Consider the following 23,857-nt stretch of genomic DNA (forward strand, 5'->3'; position numbering starts at 1 on the left):
GTTTAACAAGCGTTCCCTTTGTCAAATGTGGTAGATGATTTTAATCTTAGAAAGATTTCTTCTTTTGGCGATAGCTTTAGAGTATGATATACTAAAAGTGCTTTATAGTAAGAGAAAGGTAAATTAGGAGGAATTATGGCAGAACCAGTAAAATTATTTCAATATAATACCTTGGGTGCCCTCATGGCAGGTCTGTACGGAGGTGGTATGACCGTTGGTGAGCTTTTGCAGTATGGAGATTTAGGGATTGGAACACTAGATTCGATTGATGGAGAGCTGATTGTCTTAGACGGGAAAGCCTATCAAGCTAGGGGTTCTGGTGAGGTACCAGAGGTGATTGAAGTATCAGACGAAGTAACAGTTCCTTATGCAGCCGTTGTGCCCCACCAGTCAGAAGTTATTTTTCGCCAGCGTTTTGAAATGACGGATAAAGAACTTGAACAGCGTATTGAATCCTATTATGACGGGGAAAATCTCTTTCGTTCCATTAAAATTCATGGCGAATTTGCTCATATGCATGTGAGGATGATTCCAAAATCAACGGATGAACGAAAGTTTGCTGAGGTGGCGATTAGCCAACCAGAGTACCAGATTGATGATATAACGGGGACAATTGTTGGTATTTGGACGCCAGAAATTTTTCATGGAGTGAGCGTTGCTGGCTATCATTTACATTTCATTTCTGACGACCATACTTTTGGCGGTCACGTTATGGATTTTGTTATCAAGGAAGGGATAGTTGAAGTGGGAGCAGTTGATCAGTTGGATCAGCGTTTCCCAGTTCAAGATCGTAAATATCTTTTTGCCAAGTTTAATGTCAATGAATTACGAGAAGATATTAACAAGGCAGAGTGAAATCTGACCTGATGAACCTCTAGATTGAAGGCTGTGTCTTTCAATCTTTTCTAATTTTGGCCGAGAACTGGTGTGATTATTTGGATTTTATTGTAAAATTTGGTAAAAACCGAATATTTTTTAAAATAAATTGCTAAAATTTTACAATTTCTTTATTTTGTGATAGAATTCTTGTGAAAACGTCAAGAAAGACGGAGCGATGCGCAAGCATAGGTTGGGGAATTTTATAGATTGAGGCTCAAAGATGCTAAATGACTTTCCAATTTTCGATTATGAAGATGTGCAGCTTATTCCAAATAAGTGTATTATCAATAGCCGTTCGGAGGCAGATACGTCTATCACTTTTGGTAAACATACATTTAGGTTGCCAGTGGTGCCTGCCAATATGCAGACGATACTAGATGAGGATATTGCAGAAAAATTAGCTCAAAATGGCTATTTTTATATTATGCATCGTTTTGATGAAGAAGGACGTAAGCCTTTTGTCAAACGCATGCATGAACAGGGACTGATTGCTTCAATTTCTGTAGGTGTTAAAGACAATGAGTATGACTTTGTAACAAGCCTTGTAGATGATGCACCAGAATACATTACCATTGATATTGCCCATGGTCATGCAGATAGCGTGATTAAAATGATTCAGCATATCAAGGCGACTTTACCTGAGACCTTTGTTATCGCAGGAAATGTTGGTACACCTGAGGCGGTTCGTGAGCTTGAAAACGCTGGAGCAGACGCGACCAAGGTCGGAATTGGCCCGGGTAAGGTTTGCATTACCAAGGTTAAAACTGGTTTTGGAACCGGTGGGTGGCAATTAGCGGCACTGCGCTGGTGTGCCAAGGCAGCACGTAAGCCAATTATCGCGGACGGGGGGATTCGTACCCACGGTGATATTGCTAAGTCCATTCGTTTTGGTGCTAGCATGGTTATGATAGGTTCGCTCTTTGCGGGGCACATCGAAAGTCCAGGTAAGCTGGTAGAAATAGATGGTGAGCAGTTCAAAGAGTATTATGGTTCGGCTTCACAGTACCAAAAAGGAACTTATAAGAATGTTGAGGGGAAAAAGATTCTCCTGCCGGTAAAAGGCCATTTGAAAGATACCTTGATTGAAATGGAGCAGGATTTACAGAGCTCTATTTCCTATGCGGGTGGCAAGGATTTGTCTGGGCTGACACGTGTAGATTATGTTATCGTGAAAAACTCCATTTGGAATGGAGATTCGATTTAAAAATAAATTACTTATTTAAGTTATGGATTTGGCATAACGTCTCTACGGGGCACCTAAGGCTCCACAATAAGTAAGGAAAAACTTGGAGAAATTTTCTCTAGGTCTCTTTTTCCTATACTATTAGAGATGTTTTGCGGAGCTCATGGAGCTTCGCTTTTTGTATCGCTGTTTAGAAAAGGAGAAAAATGAAACAGTTAGAAGAACGCATTTTGCAAGATGGGCATGTTCTGGGAGAAAATATCCTCAAGGTTGACTCTTTTTTAACTCACCAAGTGGATTTTCAGTTGATGAAGGAGATAGGGCAGACTTTTGCAGAATATTTTCAGTCGGCAGGAATTACAAAAGTGGTGACCATTGAAGCCTCAGGGATTGCACCTGCTATTTATACGGCTGAAGCATTAAATGTTCCGATGATTTTTGCTAAGAAAGCTAAAAATATCACGATGTTGGATGGGATTTTGACAGCAGAGGTCTATTCTTTTACCAAACAAGTGACTAGCACAGTTTCTATTGCAAGCAAGTTTTTAAATAACAGAGACCGAGTGCTCATCGTTGACGACTTTTTGGCAAATGGACAGGCGGCAAAGGGCTTGGTAGACATTATCCAGCAAGCAGGAGCTGAGGTGGAAGGAATTGGTATTGTAATTGAAAAATCTTTTCAAGATGGACGGACATTACTTGAAAAGGCTGGCCAAAAAGTTGTTTCTTTAGCGCGAATTGAGCATTTTGAAAATGGAAAAGTAGTATTTAAGGAGGCAGATCTCTAATGAAACTCAATGAAAAAAATCATCCCCAGTCAGCTGTTTTAGGGTTGCAGCATTTGCTGGCTATGTACTCAGGCTCTATTTTGGTGCCGATCATGATTGCAGGAGCTCTTAATTATTCGCCTGCTCAATTGACTTATTTGATTTCGACAGATATTTTTATGTGCGGGGTTGCAACTTTTCTTCAGCTTCAGTTAAATAAATATTTTGGGATCGGGCTTCCTGTTGTTTTGGGAGTAGCCTTTCAATCCGTTGCGCCACTGTCGCTCATTGGGGCGGCTCACGGCAGCGGTGCCATGTTTGGGGCCCTTATTGTATCGGGAATTTTTGTCCTCTTAATCGCAGGTGTATTTTCAAAGATTGTTCGATTTTTCCCGCCTATCGTGACAGGGTCTGTGATTACAACTATTGGTTTGACCTTGATTCCTGTAGCGATTGGCAATATGGGAGATAATGCTGATAAACCTACAGGACAAAGTGTGCTATTGGCGGCTCTGACCATTTTGATTATTCTTTTGGTTAATATTTTTGCTAAGGGATTTCTCAAGTCTATTTCGATTTTAATCGGTTTGATTGCCGGAACTATTATTGCGACGTTCTTTGGTTTGGTGAATTTTGATGCGGTTGCTTCTGCACCATTAGTACATGTGCCTACCCCATTTTATTTTGGGATGCCTAAATTTGAACTTTCTTCCATTGCCATGATGTGTATCATTGCCGTCGTTTCTTTAGTTGAATCAACAGGTGTCTATCTTGCCTTGTCTGATATTACAGGTGAGACACTAGATGCGCAACGTTTGCGCAATGGCTATCGCGCAGAAGGTCTGGCCGTGCTTTTGGGTGGAATTTTTAACACTTTCCCATATACAGGCTTTTCGCAAAATGTTGGCTTGGTTAAATTGTCTGGTATCAAAACTCGTTTGCCTATTTATTATGCAGCTGGTTTTCTGGTTATTTTAGGTTTATTACCAAAATTTGGAGCACTTGCCCAAATTATCCCAAGTCCAGTTTTAGGTGGTGCGATGTTAGTCATGTTTGGAATGGTTTCTGTTCAAGGAATGCAAATTTTAGCCCGAGTAGACTTTACTCACAATGAACATAATTTGTTAATTGCAGCTGTTTCTATTGCAGCAGGTGTGGGTCTTAATAACACCCAACTCTTTCAAAGTCTACCAACAGGTTTGCAGATGTTTGTAACTAATGGGATTGTAATGGCGAGCCTTTTGGCGGTGGTACTCAATCTGATTCTTAATCGTGAGAAAAAATAATAGGAAGCAGCTCGACGAAAGTCCGGCTGTTTTTTCATTGACAAGAAAAGGAGCATCTAGTAGAGTAATAGTTAGAAATAGTTTTTAGGAGTAGACATGTACCAAACGCACTCTATCAGAGAAAAAATGCAGCTCTTTTTCGTGATTTTTTTACCGATTTTGATTTATCAATTTGCCAATTATTCGGCATCCTTTATTGATACCATGATGACAGGGCAGTATCATACAGTTGATTTGGCGGGTGTGGCGATTGCAACGAGTCTCTGGAATCCCTTTTTTACCTTTCTGACAGGAATCGTTTCTGCCCTTGTTCCCATTGTCGGGCATCATCTAGGACGCGGAAATCGAGAAAGAATTAGTTCGGATCTTTGGCAATTTCTCTATCTATCGCTTGTTCTGGCTGCTATTCTTTTTTTCTTGGTGCTTGTTGGAGCGCGTTTTGCCCTTGGTCTGATGCCTTTGGAGACACAAGTTGTAGAGATTGCTCACAACTATCTTTTTTATATGGTCTTAGGGATTGTTCCTTTTCTGCTTTTTAGTGTTTTTCGTTCTTTCTTTGACGCACTGGGATTGACGCGACTTTCTATGTATTTGATGCTTCTTGTTGTGCCGTTCAATGCCTTTTTTAACTATATTCTCATTTATGGAAAATTTGGTTTACCACAGATGGGCGGAGCGGGAGCAGGACTAGGAACGGCACTAGCTTATTGGTTATTATTAATTGTTGTTGTGTTGGTCCTTGCTTGTCATCCTAAAATTCGCCCCTACAAGGTTTTTCAACCAAGGGCTTTTCAGAAAGCAGAGTTTTGGGAAGGGGTGAAACTTGGGCTACCTGTCGGTGGTGCTGTGTTTGCAGAGTCGGGAATTTTTAATGTTGTAGGCTTGTACATGTCTAAATTTTCTTCAGAAGTTATTGCTAGCCATCAGGCAGCTATGAATTTTGCAACCCTACTCTACGCTTTTCCATTTAGTGTTTCTATGGCGATGGCTATTATCATTTCTTATGAAGTCGGGGCAAAACGAGCACATGACGTGCGGACATACACGCGATTAGGTCGTCTAGTGGCCTTTGCCTTTGCCTGCTTAACCTTAACCTTTCTCTATGTATTCCGCTTTAATATTGCAGCTCTGTACGGGAACAATCGCGGTTTTATTCAGCTGACAGCTATTTTTCTAACCTATGCTCTTTGTTTTCAATTTGCAGATGCTTTTGCAGCTCCTATCCAAGGAATTTTGCGAGGCTACAAAGACACTTCTATGCCTTTTCTAATTGGTGTGTTCAGCTATTGGACGATTCCACTTCCGTTGGGAATCTTGCTTGAAAATCGAACCAATCTCGGTCCCTATGCTTATTGGATTGGTTTGATTGCCGGAATAGCTGTCTGTGGTTTGCTGTTACAGAGACGTTTACTCACCATTGAAAGAACTCGTTTGAAAAACCAATAAGGCTTTACTTTTAGAATTATTTTTGAATGAAATTTTTCTATAGGCTCATTTATTATTTTATGGTATAATAAAAAGAACGTAACTTTTTAGGAGAACAGCGATGGAATTACAACGTGAAAAAGAATTTGTTAGTCAATACCACTATGATGCTCGTAATTTTGAATGGGAAAAGGAACACGGAGCACCTGAGACTAAGATTGATGTCAATTTTCAGCTTTTGAGTCGTGATAATGAAGCGCATACTACCTCAATGGTGGTTATCGTTAACTTTATGGTCGTTTTTGATGCTTTTGTGATTTCAGGTGTTATTTCGCAGGTCAATCATGTTTTGGATCGTGCCATTCAAGAACCGAGTGAATTTTTACAAGAAGAAGTTGAGCAATTAGCGCGACCTTCTTTAAATATGCTTAATCGTTTGACGTATGAAGTTACAGAAATTGCCCTAGATTTACCGGGAATTAATTTGGAGTTTTAAAAATACATGAAAATCGCAGTGATCACAGATTCTTCCGCCTATTTGACCGAAGTTATTAAAAAAAAGGATAATCTTTTTGTTTTAGATATTCCTGTCATAATTGACGGTGTGTCCTATGTTGAGGGAGAAAATCTGACCGCTAAGGAATTCTACCAAAAAATGGCCGCGTCAAGTGAACTTCCTAAGACTAGCCAACCGAGTGTTGCAGAGCTGGAAAAAATCCTATCTAATTTACCTGATTTAGGCTACACTCATGTTTTGGGTATTTTCCTTTCAAGTGGTATTTCTGGCTTTTATCAAAATATCCAGTATCTCAAAGACGAATTTGAAGGCTTAACCATTGCTTTCCCAGATAGCAAAATCACTTCAGCACCGCTTGGTAAGATGGTGTCAGATAGCTTGATGTGGGCAGAAGAAGGTCTTACATTTGAGCAAATTTTAAATAAGATAGAGGCTATGGCTGCCGATACGACGGCTTACATTTTGGTTGACGACCTCAATCATTTAGTTAAAGGTGGTCGTTTATCTAACGGTGCAGCTGTTCTGGGAAATCTCCTCAGCATTAAACCAATCCTTTATTTTAATGATGAGGGTGTCATTGAAGTTTTTGAAAAGATCCGTACAGAGAAAAAAGCTTATAAGCGCCTTGCAGATGTAGTAGCAGAGCATGTAGCTACTGGTAATTATACTGTTCGGGTTTTGGAAGCAAATGCAATGGATAAGGCTGAGGTATTTAGAACTCTACTGGAAGAAAAAGGTATTGATAGTCCAATTGAGATTGTGCCGCTTGGAAGTGTCGTTGGAACACATCTGGGTGAGGGTGCGATTGCTTGTTGCTACACACCTAATGTTTAAAGCAAGGAGAAATCATGAGTATCAAGGTTATTATTGCTGGTTTTAAAGGGAAAATGGGGCAGGCGGCCTACAAAATGGTGACGGAAGATAGCGACCTAGAATTGGTCGCGCTGCTCGATCCATTCACTTCTGAAAAAGAGGTGGCTGGAGTGCCTGTCTTCAATCAAAAGGAAGAACTGATTGGGCTGGATGCTCAAGTCTGGGTGGATTTCACCACGCCAGCAGTTGCCTATGAGAATACTCGCTTTGCTTTAGAAAATGGCTTTGCTCCCGTTGTTGGCACGACTGGTTTTACAAGTGAGGAAATCGCTGAGCTGACCGAACTTTCGCGTAGCAAGAAGCTCGGCGGCTTGATTGCTCCCAACTTTGCTCTTGGGGCTGTTCTTCTCATGCAATTTGCTGCGCAAGCAGCCAAGTATTTCCCAGATGTGGAAATTATCGAATTGCACCACGACCAGAAAAAGGATGCACCGAGCGGAACGGCTGTCAAGACGGCAGAACTCATCAGCCAAGTGCGGACGAGCAAGCAGCAAGGAGTAGCAGACGAGACAGAAAGCCTAGCAGGTGCTCGTGGCGCTGAATTTGACGGTATGCGTATTCACAGCGTCCGTTTGCCGGGATTGGTTGCCCACCAAGAAGTGATTTTTGGTAGTCAGGGCGAAGGCTTGACTTTGCGGCATGATTCCTATGATCGCGTTTCCTTTATGACGGGTGTCAACCTTGCTATCAAAGAGGTTGTCAAACGCGCAGAACTCGTATATGGTTTGGAACATTTACTATGAGATTAAAGAATTTGCCTTCTGAGTTTCAGGAGGCTTTACCAATTTTAGAAAAAATAAAAGCGGCTGGTTTTGAGGCTTATTTTGTCGGCGGGTCTGTTCGAGATGCTCTTCTCAATCGCCCCATTCACGATGTCGACATCGCCAGCTCTAGCTATCCAGAAGAGACCAAGCGCATTTTTCCGCGAACCATTGATGTGGGAATTGAGCACGGCACGGTTCTGGTTTTGGCTGGCGAACGAGAATACGAAGTAACGACCTTTCGGACGGAAGATGTCTATGTGGATTATCGTCGCCCCAGTCAGGTCACTTTTGTGCGCTCGCTGGAAGAAGATCTGAAGCGGCGCGATTTTACCATTAACGCTTTTGCCTTGGATGAAGCAGGCAATGTCATTGACAAGTTTGCTGGCTTGGAGGATTTGGACAATCATCTCTTACGGGCAGTCGGTCTTGCGGCAGAGCGTTTCAATGAGGATGCTTTGCGGATTATGCGCGGTTTTCGTTTCCAAGCTAGTCTTGATTTTGATTTGGAAGCAGAGACTTTTGCTGCCATGACGGCTTGTGCGCCCTTGCTTGAGAAGATTTCGGTCGAGCGGATTTTTATCGAGTTTGATAAGCTCTTGACAGCGCCTTATTGGCGGCGGGGGCTGCTTAGCCTCATCAACAGTCGGGCTTATGATTTTTTACCTGATTTGAAAAATAGAGAAGCTGCACTCATGGATTTGCTTGAAAAAACAAGCCCGAATACTCTTTTCACAAGTTCTGAGCAGGCTTGGGCGAGTTTACTTTTGGCTCTGAAACCCTCGTCTGTCAAAGCCTTTCTTAAGCGCTGGAAAACCTCCAACGATTTCCAAAAACGAGTGGAGCAAATCGTGGATATTTACTATATTCGTCAGGAAAGAGCCCTGAACAAGCGCGATTGCTACTGCTTTGAGCTGGATTTACTGAGAGAAGCCGAGGAAATCAGACAGGCTCAGGGCTTGCCTGTTGATTTTGACCACCTTCAGAAGACCTACGATGCCCTGAGCATTCACGACAAGCGGCAAATTGTGGTCAAGGGGCGTCAGCTGATTGAGGAATTTGGTTTTCAGCCGGGGCCAGACTTAGGAAAAATCTTGTCACAGGTCGAGCAGGCTATTGTGGACGGCGAGTTGAGCAATGAAAAAGCAGCTATCATGACATTTATCAAGGAGAAAAGCAGTGAGTGATTTTATTGTTGAGGGATTGAGCAAGTCGGTGGGAGACAAGACCGTTTTTCGCAACCTTTCCTTTATTATCCATGATTTGGATCGGGTCGGTCTGATTGGGGTCAATGGGACAGGAAAAACCACCCTGCTGGATGTCCTGTCGGGTGTGAGCGGTTTTGACGGCGATGTCAATCCTTTTTCCACCAAAAGCGGTTATCGGATTGCTTATTTAAAACAGGAACCCGATTTTGACGATAGCAAAACGGTGCTGGATACGGTTTTATCTAGCGACCTGCGAGAAATGGAGCTCATTCGTCAGTACGAGCTGCTCTTGGCAAATTATGACGAAGCCAAGCAAGAGAAACTAGAAAAAATTATGGCAGAAATGGATTCGCTAGACGCTTGGTCCATTGAAAATCAAGTCAAAACGGTTCTCAATAAGCTAGGGATTGTGGATTTGACAGCAAAAGTTGGACAGTTGTCAGGCGGTTTGCGTCGCCGTGTCCAACTTGCCCAGGTTCTCTTGGGAAATGACGATTTGCTGCTTTTGGACGAGCCGACCAACCACTTGGACATTGCCACCATTGAGTGGCTGGCGAATTTTCTGAAAAATGCTAAAAAGACCGTTTTGTTCATCACCCATGACCGCTATTTTTTGGATAATTTGTCTACACGGATTTTTGAGTTGGATGCTGGAAATCTCATCGAATACCAAGGGAATTATCAGGATTATGTCCGACTGAAAGCTGAGCAAGACGAGCGCGATGCTGCGCTTTTGCACAAGAAAGAACAGCTCTATAAGCAGGAACTGTCTTGGATGCGGCGGCAACCGCAGGCGCGAGCAACCAAGCAACAAGCTCGCATCAATCGTTTTCAGGATTTGAAGCAAGATTTGGCGGGCAAAAGCACGGCCAGCGACTTGGAAATGAATTTTGAAACCAGCCGTATTGGGAAAAAGGTCATCGAATTTAAGGATGTCAGTTTTGGCTATGAGGGCAAACCGCTGCTCAGTCACTTTAATCTTCTTGTCCAAAATAAGGACCGTATCGGGATTGTCGGAGACAACGGCGTTGGAAAATCAAGTCTGCTCAATCTTATCGCTGGAAAAATAGGAGCGACCAGCGGTCAGCTGATCATCGGCGAAACCGTTCGGGTGGGCTATTTTTCTCAGCAGACGGAAGGGCTGGACGAGTCAAAGCGGGTCATCAATTATCTACAGGAAATTGCGCAGGAAGTGAAGAGCGAGACGGGAACGGTCAGCATTGCCGAGCTGCTGGAGCAGTTTCTCTTTCCGCGTTCTAGTCATGGCACTCTGATTGAAAAGTTGTCGGGTGGCGAGAAAAAGCGGCTTTATCTCTTGAAAATCTTGCTAGAGAAGCCCAATGTTCTTTTGCTGGACGAGCCGACCAATGACTTGGACATAGCGACTCTGACCGTTTTGGAGAGTTTTTTGCAGCGTTTTGCGGGTCCAGTTATCACAGTTAGTCACGACCATTACTTTTTGGATAAGGTGGCGAGCAAGATTTTGGCTTTTGAAAATGGGCAAATCCGAGAATTTTTTGGCAATTACACGGATTATTTGGACGAAAAGGCTTTTGAGGAGAACAGCTCTGCTATTTCCCAAAAGCATGAAAAAGAAAAGACGGCCAAGGTGCGTGAGGGCAAGAAGCGCATGAGCTATTTTGAGAAGCAGGAGTGGGAGACCATTGAGGCGGATATTGAGCGGCTGGAGGATGAGATTGCGCAGGTCGAGGCGGAAATGCAGGTGCATGCGTCGGACTTTGACAAGCTCTCGCACTTGCAGGCGGACTTGGATGCCAAAAATGAGCAACTGCTGGAAAAATACGAGCGCTATGAATATCTGAGCGAGTTGGAGTAGGGGACCACATTCCTATCATCATTGAGTTAGATATATAAAAAGAAAACGGTTTTCAGGGCTGTTTTCTTTTTGCAAACCTTTTCATTTTCTTGTAAATTTGGTATAATGAACATGAAAATAATCTATTGAGGTAAAGAAAAATGGAGAAAAAGATTATTGGGATTGACCTGGGTGGTACTTCCATAAAGTTTGCGATTTTGACCCTCGCTGGTGAAATTCAGGAAAAGTGGTCTATTAAGACCAATATTTTGGATGACGGCAGCCATATCGTTGATGACATGATTGCTTCTATTCAGCATCATTTGGGGCTTTTGAACCTCTCTGCTGAAAATTTCCTCGGGATTGGAATGGGTTCTCCTGGCGTTGTTGACCGCTTTGAAGGTACGGTTATCGGCGCTTATAATCTCAACTGGAAGACCTTGCAGCCAGTCAAGGAAAAAATCGAAAGCGCGCTGGGCATTCCTTTCTTCATTGATAACGACGCCAATGTAGCGGCTCTTGGCGAGCAGTGGGTCGGCGCTGGGGCAAATAATCCAGATGTCGTTTTTGTAACGCTGGGGACAGGTGTCGGCGGTGGCATTATCGCGGACGGAAAACTTCTGCACGGCGTAGCTGGTGCAGCTGGAGAGCTGGGGCACATCACGGTTGACTTTGAGCAACCAATCCAGTGTACTTGTGGCAAGGCTGGTTGCTTGGAAACAGTAGCGTCAGCGACTGGGATTGTCAATTTGACCCGTCGTTATGCCGAAGAATATGCTGGCGATGCGGAGTTGAAAAGGCTGATTGATGACGGACAAGATGTGACAGCCAAGATTGTTTTTGATTTGGCAAAAGAAGGTGACGAACTGGCGCATATCGTTTATCGCAATTTTTCACGCTATCTGGGAATTGCTTGTGCCAATATCGCGAGCGTCCTTAACCCTGCAACGATTGTTATCGGGGGCGGTGTGTCAGCAGCGGGAGACTTTCTCTTAGCGGGCGTGCAAGAAGTCTTTGATAAAAACGCTTTTCCGCAAATTAGAACTTCAACCAAATTGGCCTTAGCCAACCTCGGAAACGATGCCGGCGTGATTGGAGCAGCTTCGCTGGTTTTGCAATAAAATTTTATTAGAGAGTATATTTATGAAAGTTTATAAGGAAAATATAGAACGCTTTAATAAATTCTATTATAGTGATTTTTACAAAATACTAGAAGAAACTGAACCAGACTATATTCCCGCAATATTTGCTAGGTTATCTGAAGATCCTGACGCTTGTGATCCTGAATTGTATCAAGAACTAGGAGAGAAATTTGGCTTAAAAGCTAATAAATATTGCCTTAATGACAACGGAATCCGTTTAGCTGCGGACTCAATATGTGCTAGAAAACCAATTTACCAATTTCATAAGGGTGAGTATGAAAAGTGGGTCAGAGATTATGGAAAATTAAGAGGAAATTTAGATTTTCATTTAGTTTGGCCTAAGCACAAATTACCAACAATCAACACTTATCGCTATACAATTTATAGAGACCGTATAGATTGTTTGTTGTATGATTTGAAAATGTTTTTTCAAGGCGAAAAAACACCGATGAACAAAGCTTATGTAAACGGGACAACAAAAGAATGGCTAGCCAGATTTGAAAATTTCCCCGATTTTGTTAATAAAATGCAGTTAAATCGTTTTGTAGATGATCATTATAACGTTTATGATATTAGTAAAGGTCAAGGAAAAGAGATTATCTTAGAGTGCGTCCTTACTGTAAAGGAAATTAAGGATAATTTACCTTTTTATTTAAATAATCTTATAAACAATTATTTTGATTAAGTGATATATTATTATTGCTAGGTAGGAGACAAGCATGAAACTAATCTTTTTGCAGGGAGCGGGTCAGATGGCTGATGATTGGGGGCAAGTTCGCGAGCATTTAGCAAACTATCCTAGCGCAGCTCCTGAACTCTTGCCAAGCGGCGTCTTTCCAGCAGATTTTGCTCAGTTAAAAGCAAATGCGCTAGAGCACATAAAACAAGAAAATGAAGATTTTGTTTTGGTTGGTCTTTCGCTAGGCGGAACCTTGGCTTTAGCTTTGGCAGAAGAAAAGTTGCCTCAATTGAAAGGCTTGGTTGTGTCTGCTGGTCAATATGACCTGAAACATAGTTTCTTTTATAAACTGCAAAATATCGCTTTTAAATTGCTACCTAGTAAAACCCTTGCTCAAGAAGGGGTTGATAAGGCGAGCCTGGTTCGGTTTTTTAAGTCAATGAAAAATCTTGATATGACAGAGCAGGTGAAGCATATCAATCTGCCTGTGCGTGTCATCTGTGGTAGTAAAGATAAGGTCAATCTCGCTTCTGCGAAGGATTTGGCTCGATTGCTGCCCCACGCTCAGTTGACTATTCTTGAGAATGGCGGGCATGAACTCAATAAAGAAATGCCCAAGGAATTTTCGGTAATCGTTGAAGATTTTTTGCAAAAGAGATTTGGGATTGATTAAATTGGTTTGTTTGAAACGACTGGTTCTATTTTGGCAAACATATCTTACTCTAAGGAGGTATGAAGAAGATGAAATTTCTGAAATCATTGTCCGTTCTTGTGCTAGCAGTTTTCTTTCTCGTCGCTTGTCATTCAAACCGTGCGAAGTCTCAAGACACCATTACAGTCTTTGATAGTGATAATCAGCAGGTTTTGCAAACTTCAAACACAGAGGCTTTGGAATGGTTCGACGAAATTTTAGATGAAATTGATGAAGCGGATAAAAGCGAGAGAGGAGAGGGATTGGCCGAGCTCCCCGCCGATGCGCAAGTCAATTATTCTTATGATGTCAGCAGACGAAAAGAGGGTGTTTCTGTACGTTTTACAACCTATAAGAACTATCCGCTGGTCACCATTTCTCATATCCCAGCCGTTCCAGAGATTACTTTGGAATTGACTGATTTAGAAGCTAACGATCTCAATCATCCTAATAATTGGATAAAATAAGAAAAATTTCTACAAGAATTTCCTTGTAGAAGTTTTTTTGATATGAAGTATATAACTTATGATATACTAGATAAGACAGAAATCAAAAAGGAGCTAGCATGACCAAAGCAGATAAGATTTTCAAGGAAAATATTCAAAAGATTATGGAAGAGGGCGTTTTTAGTGAAAATGCGCGTCCGCGCTATAAGGACGGAAATGTAGCAAACTCCAAATATATCACAGGTTCTTTCGCCGAATACGATTTGTCCAAGGGCGAATTTCCCATTACTACTCTGCGCCCCATTGCCATAAAATCGGCAATCAAGGAAGTGCTCTGGATTTACCAAGACCAAAGCAACAGCCTAGAGGTGCTGAATGACAAGTACAATGTCCACTACTGGAATGACTGGGAAGTTGGCGAGAGCGGAACGATTGGGCAGCGCTACGGCGCTGTTGTCAAAAAGCATGATATTATTGGCAAGATTTTAAAGCAGCTAGAAGCCAATCCTTGGAATCGTCGCAATATCATCTCGCTCTGGGATTATGAGGCTTTCGAAGAGACGGAAGGTCTTTTGCCTTGCGCTTTTCAGACCATGTTTGATGTGCGGCGGGTGGACGGCGATATTTATCTGGACGCGACTCTGACCCAGCGCAGCAATGATATGCTAGTGGCGCACCATATCAACGCCATGCAGTATGTGGCGCTGCAAATGATGATTGCTAAGCATTTTGGTTGGAAAGTCGGGAAATTTTTCTATTTTGTCAATAATCTGCACATTTACGACAATCAATTTGAACAGGCTGATGAGCTTTTGCGGCGTGAACCTGCTGAATGCCAGCCGAGCTTGGTTTTAAATATCCCAGACGGTACCAATTTCTTTGACATCAAGCCAGAAGATTTTGAATTATTGGACTACAAACCTGTCAAACCGCAGTTGAAATTCGATTTGGCGATTTAAGCAGTAATTATAGTAGTTAAAAACAGCCTTTTTCCAAGTTTTCTGGTAAAATAGTAGTATCATTAAAAAGGAAAAGTACATGTCAAAAAAAATTGTTGCTATTTGGGCGCAAGACGAGGCTGGCTTGATCGGAAAAGACAACCGCATGCCTTGGTATTTACCTGCCGAGCTACAGCATTTTAAGGAAACGACCATGGGGCAAGCAATCCTTATGGGGCGCGTGACATTTGATGGAATGAAACGGCGAGTTTTGTCAGGGCGGACGACTCTTGTGTTAACTGCTGATAAACATTATCAAATTGAGGACGAGCGTGTTCTCGTTTTTCATGATGTTCAGAGTGTTTTGCGCTGGTATGAAAAGCAAGATAAGACACTTTTTATCATCGGTGGCGCACAGATTTTGGCAGCTTTTGAGCCATATATAGAAGAAATTGTGCAAACACAAGTGCATGCTACCTTGGAGGGAGACACTTATTTCCCAGAAAGATTTGACTTGTCGAAGTTTGCTTTGCTTAAGGAAGATTTTCATGCTAAAGATGAAAAAAATCCTTATGATTTCACTGTTAAGTTATTGAGAAAGGAGGCATAGATGGAAAGAAATTTATTTGGCCTATTTACAGCTTTTTTAGCCTTTGTTTGCCTCCTGTGTGCAGGACAGGCGTTTAGAAAAAAACGCTTTGGTTTAGCGATGCTTTTTTTGTTGAATGCCTTTACAAATTTAGTAAATACGATTCATGCGGTCTATCAGACCCTATTTTAAATATAAAAAATGATTAGAAATGGAGTTATCATGCCCAACAATCGAACGAATGAGCCGATGATTTATTGCTCATTTTGCGGTAAAAATCAAAACGAAGTTCAAAAAATTATCGCTGGTAATAATGCTTTTATCTGTAATGAATGCGTAGAACTAGCGCAAGAAATTATTCGCGAAGAACTAGCTGAAGAAGTACTGTCTGATCTGTCAGAAGTACCAAAGCCAGTTGAATTACTCAATATTCTCAACCATTATGTGATTGGTCAAGACAGAGCTAAACGCGCTTTAGCAGTTGCGGTTTACAACCATTATAAACGAATTAATTTTCACGATAGCCGTGAAGAAGATGATGATGTTGATTTACAAAAATCAAATATTCTGATGATTGGGCCGACCGGCTCTGGTAAGACTTTCCTAGCGCAGACGCTGGCTCGCAGCCTCAATGTGCCCTTTGCTATTGCAGATGCGACTGCTCTTACCGAAGCTGGCTATGTCGGTGAGGATGTGGAAAATATCCTGCTCAAGCTCTTGCAGGCGGCGGATTTCAATATCGAACGCGCTGAGCGCGGTATTATCTATGTCGATGAGATTGACAAGATTGCTAAGAAATCTGAAAATGTCTCAATCACACGCGATGTGTCTGGTGAAGGGGTGCAGCAAGCCCTGCTGAAAATCATCGAAGGAACAGTTGCCAGTGTGCCGCCACAAGGCGGGCGTAAGCATCCGCAGCAAGAGATGATACAAGTGGACACCAAGAATATCCTCTTTATCGTGGGCGGCGCCTTTGACGGCATCGAAGAAATCGTCAAGCAACGTCTGGGTGAGAAAGTTATTGGTTTCGGGCAAAACAACCGTGCTATTGACGAGGGAAGTTCTTATATGCAAGAAATTGTTTCTGAAGACATTCAGAAATTTGGAATTATCCCTGAACTGATTGGGCGTTTGCCTGTCTTTGCTGTTCTGGAGCAGTTAACGGTTGATGACTTGGTGCGGATTTTGCGTGAGCCAAAGAATGCCTTGGTCAAACAGTACCAAACTTTGTTGTCCTATGACGATGTCAAGCTGGAATTTGACGATGATGCTTTGCAAGAGATTGCCAACAAGGCGATTGAGCGTAAGACGGGGGCGCGTGGACTTCGCTCTATTATCGAGGAAACGATGATGGATGTCATGTTTGAAGTGCCGAGCCAAGACGATGTCAAGCTGGTTCGCATTACCAAAGAAGCGGTTGACGGTACAGATAAGCCTATTCTGGAAACAGCTTAGAGGTGTGACATGAGTGAGTTTTTAAATACCCACAATGCAAGTCTTCTCTTGTCAGCAGCCAACAAGAGTCATTATCCACAAGATGATCTACCTGAGGTAGCTCTCGCTGGGCGTTCTAATGTTGGAAAATCAAGTTTTATCAATATTTTGCTTAATCGGAAGAATCTGGCGCGGACTTCCAGCAAGCCTGGGAAAACGCAGTTGCTGAATTTTTACAATATCGATGACAAGTTGCGCTTTGTGGACGTTCCTGGCTACGGTTATGCCAAAGTTTCCAAGACCGAGCGCGCCAAATGGGGGCGGATGATTGAGGAATATCTGACCAGTCGTGACAATCTGCGGGCTGTGGTGAGCTTGGTGGATTTGCGGCATGACCCTAGTGCAGACGATGTACAGATGTACGAATTTCTCAAATATTACGATATTCCTGTCATTATCGTGGCGACTAAGGCGGATAAAATTCCCCGCGGAAAATGGAACAAGCACGAAAGTGCCATTAAAAATAAACTGGATTTTGACAAAAACGATGATTTTATCATCTTTTCAGCAGTTGATAAAACAGGTTTGGATCAGTCTTGGGACGCTATTATAGCAGCAATTAATGGAGAGTTCTAGTTAAAATAACTAGGCTCTTTTAATTTTTTATGATTTCAATTTATTAAAAAAATGATACAATAGTAAACGTTAAAAGAGTCCCGAAAAGGCGACTGAAGAAGTTTTGAAAATGTTGCTCATTTGAGAATTTTCTTTTCAAAGAGGAACACCTTTGCTCGGACTGATAAGTCCTCGCAAAGAACCTCCTTTATGCAACATCATTTTAGAGATGTTGTTGTATTTTCTAGGTAGGAAAAGACTTTGCTCAAACCTAGTGGTTTTCGCAAAATTCTACTTAGAAAGAGAAAATCTTTGCTCGGACTATAAGTCCTCGCAAAGCACCTTCTTCGTTCAACATTATTCTAGAGAAGTTGTCGGAGTTTAAACATTCTAGGAGAAAAAACCTTTGCTCAAACCTGGAGGTTCTTTGTAACTTTTTAACTTTCTAAGCAAGATGGCTGTTTCCTAGCTCATCTTGCTACGACAATTACTATAGTAATTGTCTAAGAAACTTACTGAGAAAAAATTAAAATAAGATCGATTTTGATTTTTTCTGGCGTAACAAATTCATTAAAAGGGGGACATGGATATGTCTGAAAGGAAACTATTTACATCAGAGTCCGTATCAGAAGGGCATCCAGACAAGATTGCAGACCAAATTTCGGATGCGATTTTGGATGCAATTTTGGCGAAAGACCCAGAGGCGCATGTAGCGGCAGAAACGGCTGTTTATACGGGCTCGGTACACATTTTTGGTGAAATATCGACGACGGCTTACGTTGACATCAACCGAGTGGTGCGCGATACGATTGCTGAGATTGGCTACACAGATACGGCTTATGGCTTCTGTGCGGAAACGGTCGGCGTTCATCCGTCCTTGGTTGAGCAGTCGCCAGATATTGCCCAAGGGGTCAATGAAGCCTTGGAAGTACGTGGCAATAGCGACCAAGACCCGCTCGATTTGATTGGTGCGGGGGATCAAGGGCTCATGTTTGGCTTTGCGATTGATGAGACCGAGGAGCTCATGCCTTTGCCGATTTCGCTCAGTCACAGGCTGGTGCGTCGCTTGGCAGAATTGCGGAAAACAAAGAAGCTGTCCTACCTGCGTCCAGATGCTAAGTCGCAAGTGACGGTCGAATACGACGAAAACGACCGTCCAGTGCGCGTGGATACAGTGGTCATTTCCACCCAGCACGACCCAGATGTGACCAATGAGCAGCTGCACCAAGACATCATTGACAAGGTGATTAAGGTTATCATTCCAGCGGAATACTTGGATGAGGAGACCAAATTTTTCATCAATCCGACGGGGCGTTTTGTCATCGGTGGGCCGCAAGGCGATTCTGGCTTGACTGGCCGCAAGATTATCGTAGACACTTACGGTGGCTATGCGCGTCACGGTGGGGGAGCCTTTTCTGGTAAGGATGCGACCAAGGTTGACCGTTCGGCTTCCTATGCAGCGCGCTATATCGCTAAAAACATCGTAGCAGCAGGTCTTGCCAAGAAAGCAGAAGTCCAGCTGGCTTATGCGATTGGAGTGGCGCATCCAGTCTCTGTGCGGATTGATACTTTCGGCACGGCTAAGGTGGCGGAAAGCCGTTTGGAAAAAACGGTACGACAAATCTTTGACCTGCGCCCAGCAGGCATTATCCAAATGCTGGATTTGAAGCGTCCAATTTACCGACAAACCGCGGCTTATGGACATATGGGACGAACGGACATTGACCTGCCTTGGGAAAAATTAGACAAGGTAGAAGAATTGAAAAAAGTCTTATAATGACGTAAAAAAGGGAGTGGGACAGAACTACTTCCTGTAAAGGAATAGTTCGTCGTCCCACCCCCGCGATGCCTATTAGACTTGTACGGAGCCTATAATGGCGAACGTAGAAGCCAAGAGGCTACCGCGTCTTGCAGATAATCCAAATTAATTTTAGAGGCTGAGAACTATTGTCCCAGCCTCTTTCTTTATGAAATTTCATATCCAATCAAAAGCCCACCTTCTTCAGCATAGAAACTGCATAGACCAGAAGTTGGTAATTCTTCAATAGCTGCTTGAGGGTAGTCTGCTCGAATGAGTTGGCTCAACTCTTGACAGAATTTATCATTATGACGATGTGCCATGACAATTTTTCCACCAGCATAACCAGCTTTTTTCATTTCGTCATAAGTGGCAAAGAGTGATTTTTTATACCCACGAGCCTTTTGCAGTAATTCTAAAGTTCCTTCGCGACTTGCTTCGCCAACCATGCGGATATTGAGTAGCCCGACTACAGCTCCGATCAGTTTACTGAGGCGACCATTTTTTACTAAGTTGTCAACTTTAGCAAGGACAAAAATTAACTTAGTCTTTTTTTGGTAGTCGGTTATCTTTGTTACAACCTGATCAAAAGTTAATTCTTGGTTAATCAATTCTCCTAATTTAGTCATAAGTAGGTCAATTTCGCCGCCAGCTGATAGACTATCAATCACATGGATATTAACATTAGGATGTTCTTCTTGGTATAATTGTTTAGCAACTTGAGCACTATTTTGACTGCCAGATAATGTCCCTGTAATGGTGATGATAATAATATTATCTGCTCCGTCAAAGGCTTTTATATAGTCATCTGGACTAGGACAGGCTGACTTTGAAGCGGTTGAAGTAGTGTACATTTTATCCATCATTTTGTCAATGTCTAAAGTCAGATCATCAACGAAAATCTCTTGCCCTACCTGAATGGTGAGGGGGACACGTTCAAATTTCCCTTTTGAAGTCAAGTCTAGTGTTTTTAAATCGCAGCCGGAATCAGCTACAAGTTTCCAAGTCATGGGCTTCTCCTATTAAGTCAATTTTTAGACAAATGTTTAAAATTTGTCGTTAGCGCTATTATATCATGAAATAGTTAAAATAGATACTTAAAATATTAATTGAATTATAAATAACTCTGTCAAGTTTTTTTCTTGACAGCTATTGACAAGGAGTGAAATTCGTGATAAACTGTTAAAGGTAAATGGATAGAAGTTCTATTCATAAATAAAAAAGAAAAGAGATATTGCAAAAATGGCAGTAAAAATCCGTTTAACTCGTATGGGTTCTAAGAAAAAACCTTTCTACCGTATCAACGTTGCTGACTCACGTGCGCCACGTGACGGACGTTTCATCGAAACTGTTGGAACTTACAACCCACTTGTAGCTGAAAACCAAGTGACTTTGAAAGAAGACCGCATTCTTGAGTGGTTGGGTAACGGTGCGCAACCGTCTGACACTGTTCGTAACATTCTTTCAAAAGCTGGAGTTATGAAGAAATTCCACGATTCAAAATACTCAAAATAAGAGGTTGACTGATGGACACGATTGAAAATCTTATTATTGCAATAGTGAAACCTTTGATTTCACAGCCAGATGCCTTGACAATCAAGATTGAGGATACCCCTGAGTTTATGGAGTATCATTTGGATCTTGACCCGGATGATGTTGGGCGCGTAATTGGTCGGAAAGGTCGCACCATTTCTGCGATAAGAACGATTGTTTACTCGGTCCCAACCGAAGATAAAAAAGTCAGAATTGTGATTGATGAAAAGTAGTGGGAGACCACTGCTTTTTGTTTTGAAAGGAGGAAAGATGAAATTTTATCAAGATCTTATCCTAAAAGACGGGCAAACTTGCCTGCATAGAAATGCCAGAGCGAGCGACGCGGAAGCTCTCTTTGAGCATTTTGTTTTGACCCATGAGCAAACAGACAATATGATTACTTATTCAGATGAGAAAGATTTTGGTTTGAAAAAAGAAGTGCAGTCCTTGCAGAAGATAGCACCGATAAAATCATACTTTGCGCCATTCTTGACGAGCGGATTGTGGGGGCGGCAAGCCTGACCCGACCGGCTAAGAAAGGTAAGCTAAAGCACCGTGCTATTTTTGCCATTGCCCTTGACCGCAAAGTGTGGGGCAAGGGTCTCGGACGAACTTTGACAGAAGTCTGTATCAACTGCGCCAAAGAAGCGGCTTATCTTCAGCTAGAATTGGAAGTGGTGGCTAGCAATCAAGCAGCGCTTGCCTTATACAAATCAGTCGGCTTTGTTGAATACGGCAGAAATCCCAAAGCCTTTCTCACCCGCAAGGGAAATTACCAAGAAACCCTCCTCATGCGTCTAGAGTTAGACAGCTACGCTGCTAAATAAAAAATCCATTTCAGATGAAATGGATTTTATGTTTTAGAGGAGGGCTTGAATATCTTTTTCGATTTCTTCTGGAGCAGTGGTCGGAGCGTAGCGCTTGATGACTTTGCCTTCACGGTCTACCAGAAACTTAGTAAAATTCCACTTGATTTTACTGGAGAGTAAGCCTGCCTTTTGCTCCTTGAGCCATTGGTAAATAGGAGCCGTATCTGAGCCATTGACATCAACCTTTGCAAAACGCGGGAAGCTAGTTTGGTAATGAAGGCTGCAGAAAGAATTGATTTCATCAGCCGTGCCAGGCGCCTGCTCTTTAAATTGATTACAAGGAAAATCAAGAATTTCCAACCCTTGTGCTTGATAGTGCTCATAAAGATTTTGTAGTCCCTCATATTGTGGCGTCAGCCCGCAGCCAGTAGCTGTATTAACAATGAGTAGCACTTTGCCTTGATAGGGCGCAAGAGTGGTTTCTGTTCCGTCTTGCTGGGTAATAGGGATTTTGTAAAGTGACATGGTCTTACCTGCTTTCATGTGATAATAAAGCAATTTTACCATAAAAGGAACCCAAGTAGGTTCCTTAAAGTCCTTAAATTGCAAACAAGTCGTTCAAGTTCTCAGCCAAGGTTGGGTGAGTGAAGATTTGTTTTGTGAAATAGGTGTATGAAATCTTGTTGTCCATGGCAAGAGTGATAAGGTTGATGATTTCTTCGGCACCTTGAGAGAAGATGGTCGCACCGAGGATTTCCTTTGTTTCCGTATTGACAATGGCTTTAAAGGCACCCCGCAAATCAGCATTAACATGTCCGCGAGGCATACCAGCGACTGGCATTTCTTTTGCTGCATAGGGCAGACCTTGTTCTTTTGCTTCTTTTTCAGTCAAGCCGATCTGAGCAAGGGGTGGATTAAGAAACATCGTAGTCGGAACATTTTTGCGTTCTTTGAGCGTATAGCTACCGTCACCTGCCAATTGGCTATAGAGAATGCGGAAATCGTCTAGTGAGATGTAGGTGAATTGAAGTCCGCCATTGACATCACCTGCCGCATAGACACCAGAAACAGTTGTTTCGAGGCAGTCGTTGACCTTGATAGCACCACGTTCGGTTAGTTCGATATCTGTGTTTTCAAGATAAAGAGGCTCAACATTTGGTTTGCGTCCAGTCGCATACATGAGAGCATCAAAACGGTAAGTCTCATTTTCTGCAATCAAGACGACTTCATCACCTTCGTTTTTGATTTCTTTGGTGCGGATGTTTTGTAGTAATGTTACACCATCTTCTTCTAAATATTGTTTGGCAAGAGCAGCGATAGAAGGTTCAACACGTGGTAAGAAAATGTCGCTGGCATCTAAGACTGTCACTTGACTACCTAATTTATTAAAGATGCCAGCAAATTCCAGTCCGATATTTCCACCGCCAAGAATTCCCAAGCGTTTAGGTGCTTGCTCAAGGAATTGAATACCTGTTGAGTCATATACATGCTTGGTTGTTGTGATGCCAGGGATTGGTAAGATATTAGAGACAGCACCAGTATTGATGACGATTGTCTCAGCGGTTAGTTCTTGGTGTTCACCATTAGCAGTGGCTTCGATGACTTTGTTTGATAGGAATTTTGCTTCAGCGTCAATCACGTCAACATGAGCAGAAACCCCAGCGTAGTTTTTGGCGTTAAGACGCGTAATAACGGCTGTCTTTTCAGCCATGGCTTGATCGAAAGTTAGATTTTTTTCGGCTGCGACATAAAGGGTTTTAGTTGGAATACAAGCGATATTGATGCAAGTTCCACCATACATAGCTTTGCTGCGCTCAATCAGAGCAACTTTTTTACCAGCAGCGGCCATTTTAGCAGCCAAAGTTTTTCCAGCTTTACCAAAGCCGATTACAATTAAATCATAGGTTAACATTCTAATACTTCCTCCATTCGAATTCTATTTTATCATAGGCTTTATTTTTTTGCTTAATTCTGCTACGGAAATTTATTTTCTTGTTTTCAGAAAATATTAATTAATTTTCAAGCAAATATTTTGCACACCTTGTCTAAAAATGCTATCCTATGTTTATCGAAAATAGAAATGGAGATAGTTATGTCAATTATCACATTAGTTTTAGGAAGTTTAGTTGCTTTGGAATTTTTCTATATCATGTATTTGGAAACTTTCGCAACAACTTCAGCTGCAACGGCGCGTGTTTTCAATATGACTAAGGAAGAGTTGGAACGCCTAAGTGTCAATACCCTTTTCAAAAATCAGGGCGTTTACAATGGTTTAATTGGAGTCCTGCTTTTAATTGCCCTTTTTGTAGTGCCAAGTCTAGTCTGGACGAGAATTTTGCTGAGCTACATCATCTTAGTAGCAGCTTATGGTGCAGCGACTTCTGATCCAAAAATCCTGCTCAAGCAAGGAGGGCTCGCAATTTTAACTTTAATCAGCTTATTGTTTTAATAATCTGCTCACTGAATAG

At 42.2% G+C, this 23,857-nt stretch carries 28 protein-coding genes and 1 riboswitch; of the genes, 25 read left to right on the forward strand and 3 right to left on the reverse strand.

Annotation, left to right across the window (positions count from 1 at the left end):
* Positions 1–135: 135 nt before the first annotated feature.
* From budA to metK, 20 genes are all read left to right on the forward strand, one after another.
* Positions 136–855, forward strand: a complete 720-nt coding sequence (budA, locus tag A3I3_RS0105235; protein ID WP_018371683.1) for an acetolactate decarboxylase — start codon at positions 136–138, stop codon at positions 853–855.
* A gap of 244 nt (positions 856–1,099) precedes the next feature.
* On the forward strand, positions 1,100–2,083 hold the full coding sequence (guaC, locus tag A3I3_RS0105240; RefSeq protein WP_018371684.1) for a GMP reductase: 984 nt from the start codon (positions 1,100–1,102) through the stop codon (positions 2,081–2,083).
* A riboswitch (purine riboswitch) is annotated at positions 2,075–2,170 on the forward strand. Its footprint overlaps the gene before it by 9 nt.
* Positions 2,171–2,268: 98 nt before the next feature.
* Complete coding sequence (locus tag A3I3_RS0105245; RefSeq protein ID WP_018371685.1) at positions 2,269–2,850, forward strand: xanthine phosphoribosyltransferase; 582 nt, start codon at positions 2,269–2,271, stop codon at positions 2,848–2,850.
* Entirely contained in the window at positions 2,850–4,115 is a 1,266-nt protein-coding gene (locus A3I3_RS0105250; RefSeq protein WP_018371686.1) for a nucleobase:cation symporter-2 family protein, read from the forward strand. The genes A3I3_RS0105245 and A3I3_RS0105250 overlap by 1 nt, the downstream gene beginning before the upstream one ends.
* Before the next feature lie 96 nt (positions 4,116–4,211).
* Positions 4,212–5,561: an MATE family efflux transporter gene (locus A3I3_RS0105255; protein ID WP_018371687.1), complete on the forward strand. Its 1,350-nt coding sequence runs from the start codon at positions 4,212–4,214 to the stop codon at positions 5,559–5,561.
* Between the two features lie 100 nt (positions 5,562–5,661).
* Positions 5,662–6,036: a DUF1149 family protein gene (locus A3I3_RS0105260; protein WP_018371688.1), complete on the forward strand. Its 375-nt coding sequence runs from the start codon at positions 5,662–5,664 to the stop codon at positions 6,034–6,036.
* A gap of 6 nt (positions 6,037–6,042) precedes the next feature.
* The gene (locus tag A3I3_RS0105265) at positions 6,043–6,891 is read left to right on the forward strand and encodes a DegV family protein (RefSeq protein ID WP_018371689.1); all 849 of its coding nucleotides are present in this window, start codon (positions 6,043–6,045) and stop codon (positions 6,889–6,891) included.
* 14 nt (positions 6,892–6,905) lie between these two features.
* The gene (dapB, locus tag A3I3_RS0105270; RefSeq protein ID WP_018371690.1) at positions 6,906–7,673 is read left to right on the forward strand and encodes a 4-hydroxy-tetrahydrodipicolinate reductase; all 768 of its coding nucleotides are present in this window, start codon (positions 6,906–6,908) and stop codon (positions 7,671–7,673) included.
* A complete protein-coding gene (locus A3I3_RS0105275) occupies positions 7,670–8,878 on the forward strand; it encodes a CCA tRNA nucleotidyltransferase (RefSeq protein WP_018371691.1) in 1,209 nt (402 codons plus the stop codon). The genes dapB and A3I3_RS0105275 overlap by 4 nt, the downstream gene beginning before the upstream one ends.
* Complete coding sequence (locus A3I3_RS0105280) at positions 8,871–10,736, forward strand: ABC-F family ATP-binding cassette domain-containing protein (protein WP_018371692.1); 1,866 nt, start codon at positions 8,871–8,873, stop codon at positions 10,734–10,736. Before A3I3_RS0105275 ends, A3I3_RS0105280 begins: the two co-directional genes overlap by 8 nt.
* Before the next feature lie 140 nt (positions 10,737–10,876).
* Positions 10,877–11,836: an ROK family glucokinase gene (locus A3I3_RS0105285; RefSeq protein WP_018371693.1), complete on the forward strand. Its 960-nt coding sequence runs from the start codon at positions 10,877–10,879 to the stop codon at positions 11,834–11,836.
* A gap of 22 nt (positions 11,837–11,858) precedes the next feature.
* Positions 11,859–12,542 (forward strand): DUF6994 family protein, encoded by a 684-nt coding sequence (locus tag A3I3_RS0105290; protein WP_018371694.1) that lies wholly within the window; start codon positions 11,859–11,861, stop codon positions 12,540–12,542.
* A gap of 34 nt (positions 12,543–12,576) precedes the next feature.
* Positions 12,577–13,209: an alpha/beta fold hydrolase gene (locus A3I3_RS0105295; RefSeq protein ID WP_018371695.1), complete on the forward strand. Its 633-nt coding sequence runs from the start codon at positions 12,577–12,579 to the stop codon at positions 13,207–13,209.
* A 68-nt stretch (positions 13,210–13,277) separates the two neighbouring features.
* Positions 13,278–13,694, forward strand: a complete 417-nt coding sequence (locus A3I3_RS0105300; RefSeq protein WP_018371696.1) for a hypothetical protein — start codon at positions 13,278–13,280, stop codon at positions 13,692–13,694.
* A 98-nt stretch (positions 13,695–13,792) separates the two neighbouring features.
* The gene (locus tag A3I3_RS0105305) at positions 13,793–14,632 is read left to right on the forward strand and encodes a thymidylate synthase (protein WP_018371697.1); all 840 of its coding nucleotides are present in this window, start codon (positions 13,793–13,795) and stop codon (positions 14,630–14,632) included.
* Positions 14,633–14,711: 79 nt separating this feature from the next.
* Entirely contained in the window at positions 14,712–15,221 is a 510-nt protein-coding gene (locus tag A3I3_RS0105310; protein WP_018371698.1) for a dihydrofolate reductase, read from the forward strand.
* Complete coding sequence (locus tag A3I3_RS10835) at positions 15,222–15,392, forward strand: hypothetical protein (RefSeq protein WP_018371699.1); 171 nt, start codon at positions 15,222–15,224, stop codon at positions 15,390–15,392. It abuts the gene before it with no gap.
* Between the two features lie 30 nt (positions 15,393–15,422).
* Positions 15,423–16,655, forward strand: a complete 1,233-nt coding sequence (clpX, locus tag A3I3_RS0105320; RefSeq protein WP_018371700.1) for an ATP-dependent Clp protease ATP-binding subunit ClpX — start codon at positions 15,423–15,425, stop codon at positions 16,653–16,655.
* Between the two features lie 9 nt (positions 16,656–16,664).
* Positions 16,665–17,270, forward strand: coding sequence for a ribosome biogenesis GTP-binding protein YihA/YsxC (gene yihA, locus A3I3_RS0105325; RefSeq protein ID WP_018371701.1), 606 nt, complete (start codon positions 16,665–16,667; stop codon positions 17,268–17,270).
* Positions 17,271–17,838: 568 nt separating this feature from the next.
* Positions 17,839–19,026 (forward strand): methionine adenosyltransferase, encoded by a 1,188-nt coding sequence (metK, locus tag A3I3_RS0105330; RefSeq protein ID WP_018371702.1) that lies wholly within the window; start codon positions 17,839–17,841, stop codon positions 19,024–19,026.
* Between the two features lie 188 nt (positions 19,027–19,214).
* Here metK and A3I3_RS0105335 read toward each other — a convergent pair whose 3' ends face one another.
* On the reverse strand, positions 19,215–20,057 hold the full coding sequence (locus tag A3I3_RS0105335; RefSeq protein ID WP_018371703.1) for a DegV family protein: 843 nt from the start codon (positions 20,055–20,057) through the stop codon (positions 19,215–19,217).
* Between the two features lie 232 nt (positions 20,058–20,289).
* On the opposite strand from A3I3_RS0105335, the gene rpsP reads away from it, so the two are divergent.
* From rpsP to A3I3_RS10155, 4 genes are read left to right on the forward strand one after another with little or no spacing between them, the layout of a single operon-like run.
* Positions 20,290–20,562 (forward strand): 30S ribosomal protein S16, encoded by a 273-nt coding sequence (gene rpsP / locus A3I3_RS0105340; protein WP_018371704.1) that lies wholly within the window; start codon positions 20,290–20,292, stop codon positions 20,560–20,562.
* Positions 20,563–20,573: 11 nt separating this feature from the next.
* Positions 20,574–20,813, forward strand: coding sequence for a KH domain-containing protein (locus tag A3I3_RS0105345; RefSeq protein WP_018371705.1), 240 nt, complete (start codon positions 20,574–20,576; stop codon positions 20,811–20,813).
* Positions 20,814–20,850: 37 nt separating this feature from the next.
* Entirely contained in the window at positions 20,851–21,102 is a 252-nt protein-coding gene (locus A3I3_RS11050) for a hypothetical protein (protein ID WP_205617687.1), read from the forward strand.
* The gene (locus A3I3_RS10155) at positions 21,054–21,407 is read left to right on the forward strand and encodes a GNAT family N-acetyltransferase (RefSeq protein WP_240366775.1); all 354 of its coding nucleotides are present in this window, start codon (positions 21,054–21,056) and stop codon (positions 21,405–21,407) included. The genes A3I3_RS11050 and A3I3_RS10155 overlap by 49 nt, the downstream gene beginning before the upstream one ends.
* Positions 21,408–21,440: 33 nt before the next feature.
* Here A3I3_RS10155 and A3I3_RS0105355 read toward each other — a convergent pair whose 3' ends face one another.
* A complete protein-coding gene (locus tag A3I3_RS0105355) occupies positions 21,441–21,914 on the reverse strand; it encodes a glutathione peroxidase (protein ID WP_026129780.1) in 474 nt (157 codons plus the stop codon).
* A gap of 73 nt (positions 21,915–21,987) precedes the next feature.
* On the reverse strand, positions 21,988–23,301 hold the full coding sequence (locus A3I3_RS0105360; protein ID WP_018371707.1) for an FAD-containing oxidoreductase: 1,314 nt from the start codon (positions 23,299–23,301) through the stop codon (positions 21,988–21,990).
* A 180-nt stretch (positions 23,302–23,481) separates the two neighbouring features.
* Here A3I3_RS0105360 and A3I3_RS0105365 point away from each other — a divergent pair, with 180 nt between their 5' ends.
* Entirely contained in the window at positions 23,482–23,838 is a 357-nt protein-coding gene (locus tag A3I3_RS0105365; protein WP_018371708.1) for a DUF1304 domain-containing protein, read from the forward strand.
* Positions 23,839–23,857 lie beyond the last annotated feature (19 nt).

Origin of the sequence: Streptococcus massiliensis DSM 18628 (assembly GCF_000380065.1) — a bacterium.
Lineage (GTDB): Bacteria > Bacillota > Bacilli > Lactobacillales > Streptococcaceae > Streptococcus > Streptococcus massiliensis.

Bases quoted from the DNA above. Each gene is read 5' to 3' on its own strand.
- A3I3_RS0105250 (WP_018371686.1), top strand. From the start codon at position 2,850: ATGAAACTCAATGAAAAAAATCATCCCCAGTCAGCTGTTTTAGGGTTG.
- A3I3_RS0105295 (WP_018371695.1), top strand. From the start codon at position 12,577: ATGAAACTAATCTTTTTGCAGGGAGCGGGTCAGATGGCTGATGATTGG.
- A3I3_RS0105245 (WP_018371685.1), top strand. From the start codon at position 2,269: ATGAAACAGTTAGAAGAACGCATTTTGCAAGATGGGCATGTTCTGGGA.
- A3I3_RS0105300 (WP_018371696.1), top strand. From the start codon at position 13,278: ATGAAATTTCTGAAATCATTGTCCGTTCTTGTGCTAGCAGTTTTCTTT.
- A3I3_RS0105355 (WP_026129780.1), bottom strand. From the start codon at position 21,914: ATGTCACTTTACAAAATCCCTATTACCCAGCAAGACGGAACAGAAACC.
- guaC (WP_018371684.1), top strand. From the start codon at position 1,100: ATGCTAAATGACTTTCCAATTTTCGATTATGAAGATGTGCAGCTTATT.
- A3I3_RS0105275 (WP_018371691.1), top strand. From the start codon at position 7,670: ATGAGATTAAAGAATTTGCCTTCTGAGTTTCAGGAGGCTTTACCAATT.
- dapB (WP_018371690.1), top strand. From the start codon at position 6,906: ATGAGTATCAAGGTTATTATTGCTGGTTTTAAAGGGAAAATGGGGCAG.
- clpX (WP_018371700.1), top strand. From the start codon at position 15,423: ATGCCCAACAATCGAACGAATGAGCCGATGATTTATTGCTCATTTTGC.
- A3I3_RS0105310 (WP_018371698.1), top strand. From the start codon at position 14,712: ATGTCAAAAAAAATTGTTGCTATTTGGGCGCAAGACGAGGCTGGCTTG.
- metK (WP_018371702.1), top strand. From the start codon at position 17,839: ATGTCTGAAAGGAAACTATTTACATCAGAGTCCGTATCAGAAGGGCAT.
- rpsP (WP_018371704.1), top strand. From the start codon at position 20,290: ATGGCAGTAAAAATCCGTTTAACTCGTATGGGTTCTAAGAAAAAACCT.
- A3I3_RS0105305 (WP_018371697.1), top strand. From the start codon at position 13,793: ATGACCAAAGCAGATAAGATTTTCAAGGAAAATATTCAAAAGATTATG.
- A3I3_RS0105265 (WP_018371689.1), top strand. From the start codon at position 6,043: ATGAAAATCGCAGTGATCACAGATTCTTCCGCCTATTTGACCGAAGTT.
- A3I3_RS0105260 (WP_018371688.1), top strand. From the start codon at position 5,662: ATGGAATTACAACGTGAAAAAGAATTTGTTAGTCAATACCACTATGAT.
- A3I3_RS0105335 (WP_018371703.1), bottom strand. From the start codon at position 20,057: ATGACTTGGAAACTTGTAGCTGATTCCGGCTGCGATTTAAAAACACTA.
- A3I3_RS11050 (WP_205617687.1), top strand. From the start codon at position 20,851: ATGAAATTTTATCAAGATCTTATCCTAAAAGACGGGCAAACTTGCCTG.
- budA (WP_018371683.1), top strand. From the start codon at position 136: ATGGCAGAACCAGTAAAATTATTTCAATATAATACCTTGGGTGCCCTC.
- yihA (WP_018371701.1), top strand. From the start codon at position 16,665: ATGAGTGAGTTTTTAAATACCCACAATGCAAGTCTTCTCTTGTCAGCA.
- A3I3_RS0105360 (WP_018371707.1), bottom strand. From the start codon at position 23,301: ATGTTAACCTATGATTTAATTGTAATCGGCTTTGGTAAAGCTGGAAAA.
- A3I3_RS0105255 (WP_018371687.1), top strand. From the start codon at position 4,212: ATGTACCAAACGCACTCTATCAGAGAAAAAATGCAGCTCTTTTTCGTG.
- A3I3_RS10835 (WP_018371699.1), top strand. From the start codon at position 15,222: ATGGAAAGAAATTTATTTGGCCTATTTACAGCTTTTTTAGCCTTTGTT.
- A3I3_RS0105345 (WP_018371705.1), top strand. From the start codon at position 20,574: ATGGACACGATTGAAAATCTTATTATTGCAATAGTGAAACCTTTGATT.
- A3I3_RS0105285 (WP_018371693.1), top strand. From the start codon at position 10,877: ATGGAGAAAAAGATTATTGGGATTGACCTGGGTGGTACTTCCATAAAG.
- A3I3_RS0105365 (WP_018371708.1), top strand. From the start codon at position 23,482: ATGTCAATTATCACATTAGTTTTAGGAAGTTTAGTTGCTTTGGAATTT.
- A3I3_RS0105290 (WP_018371694.1), top strand. From the start codon at position 11,859: ATGAAAGTTTATAAGGAAAATATAGAACGCTTTAATAAATTCTATTAT.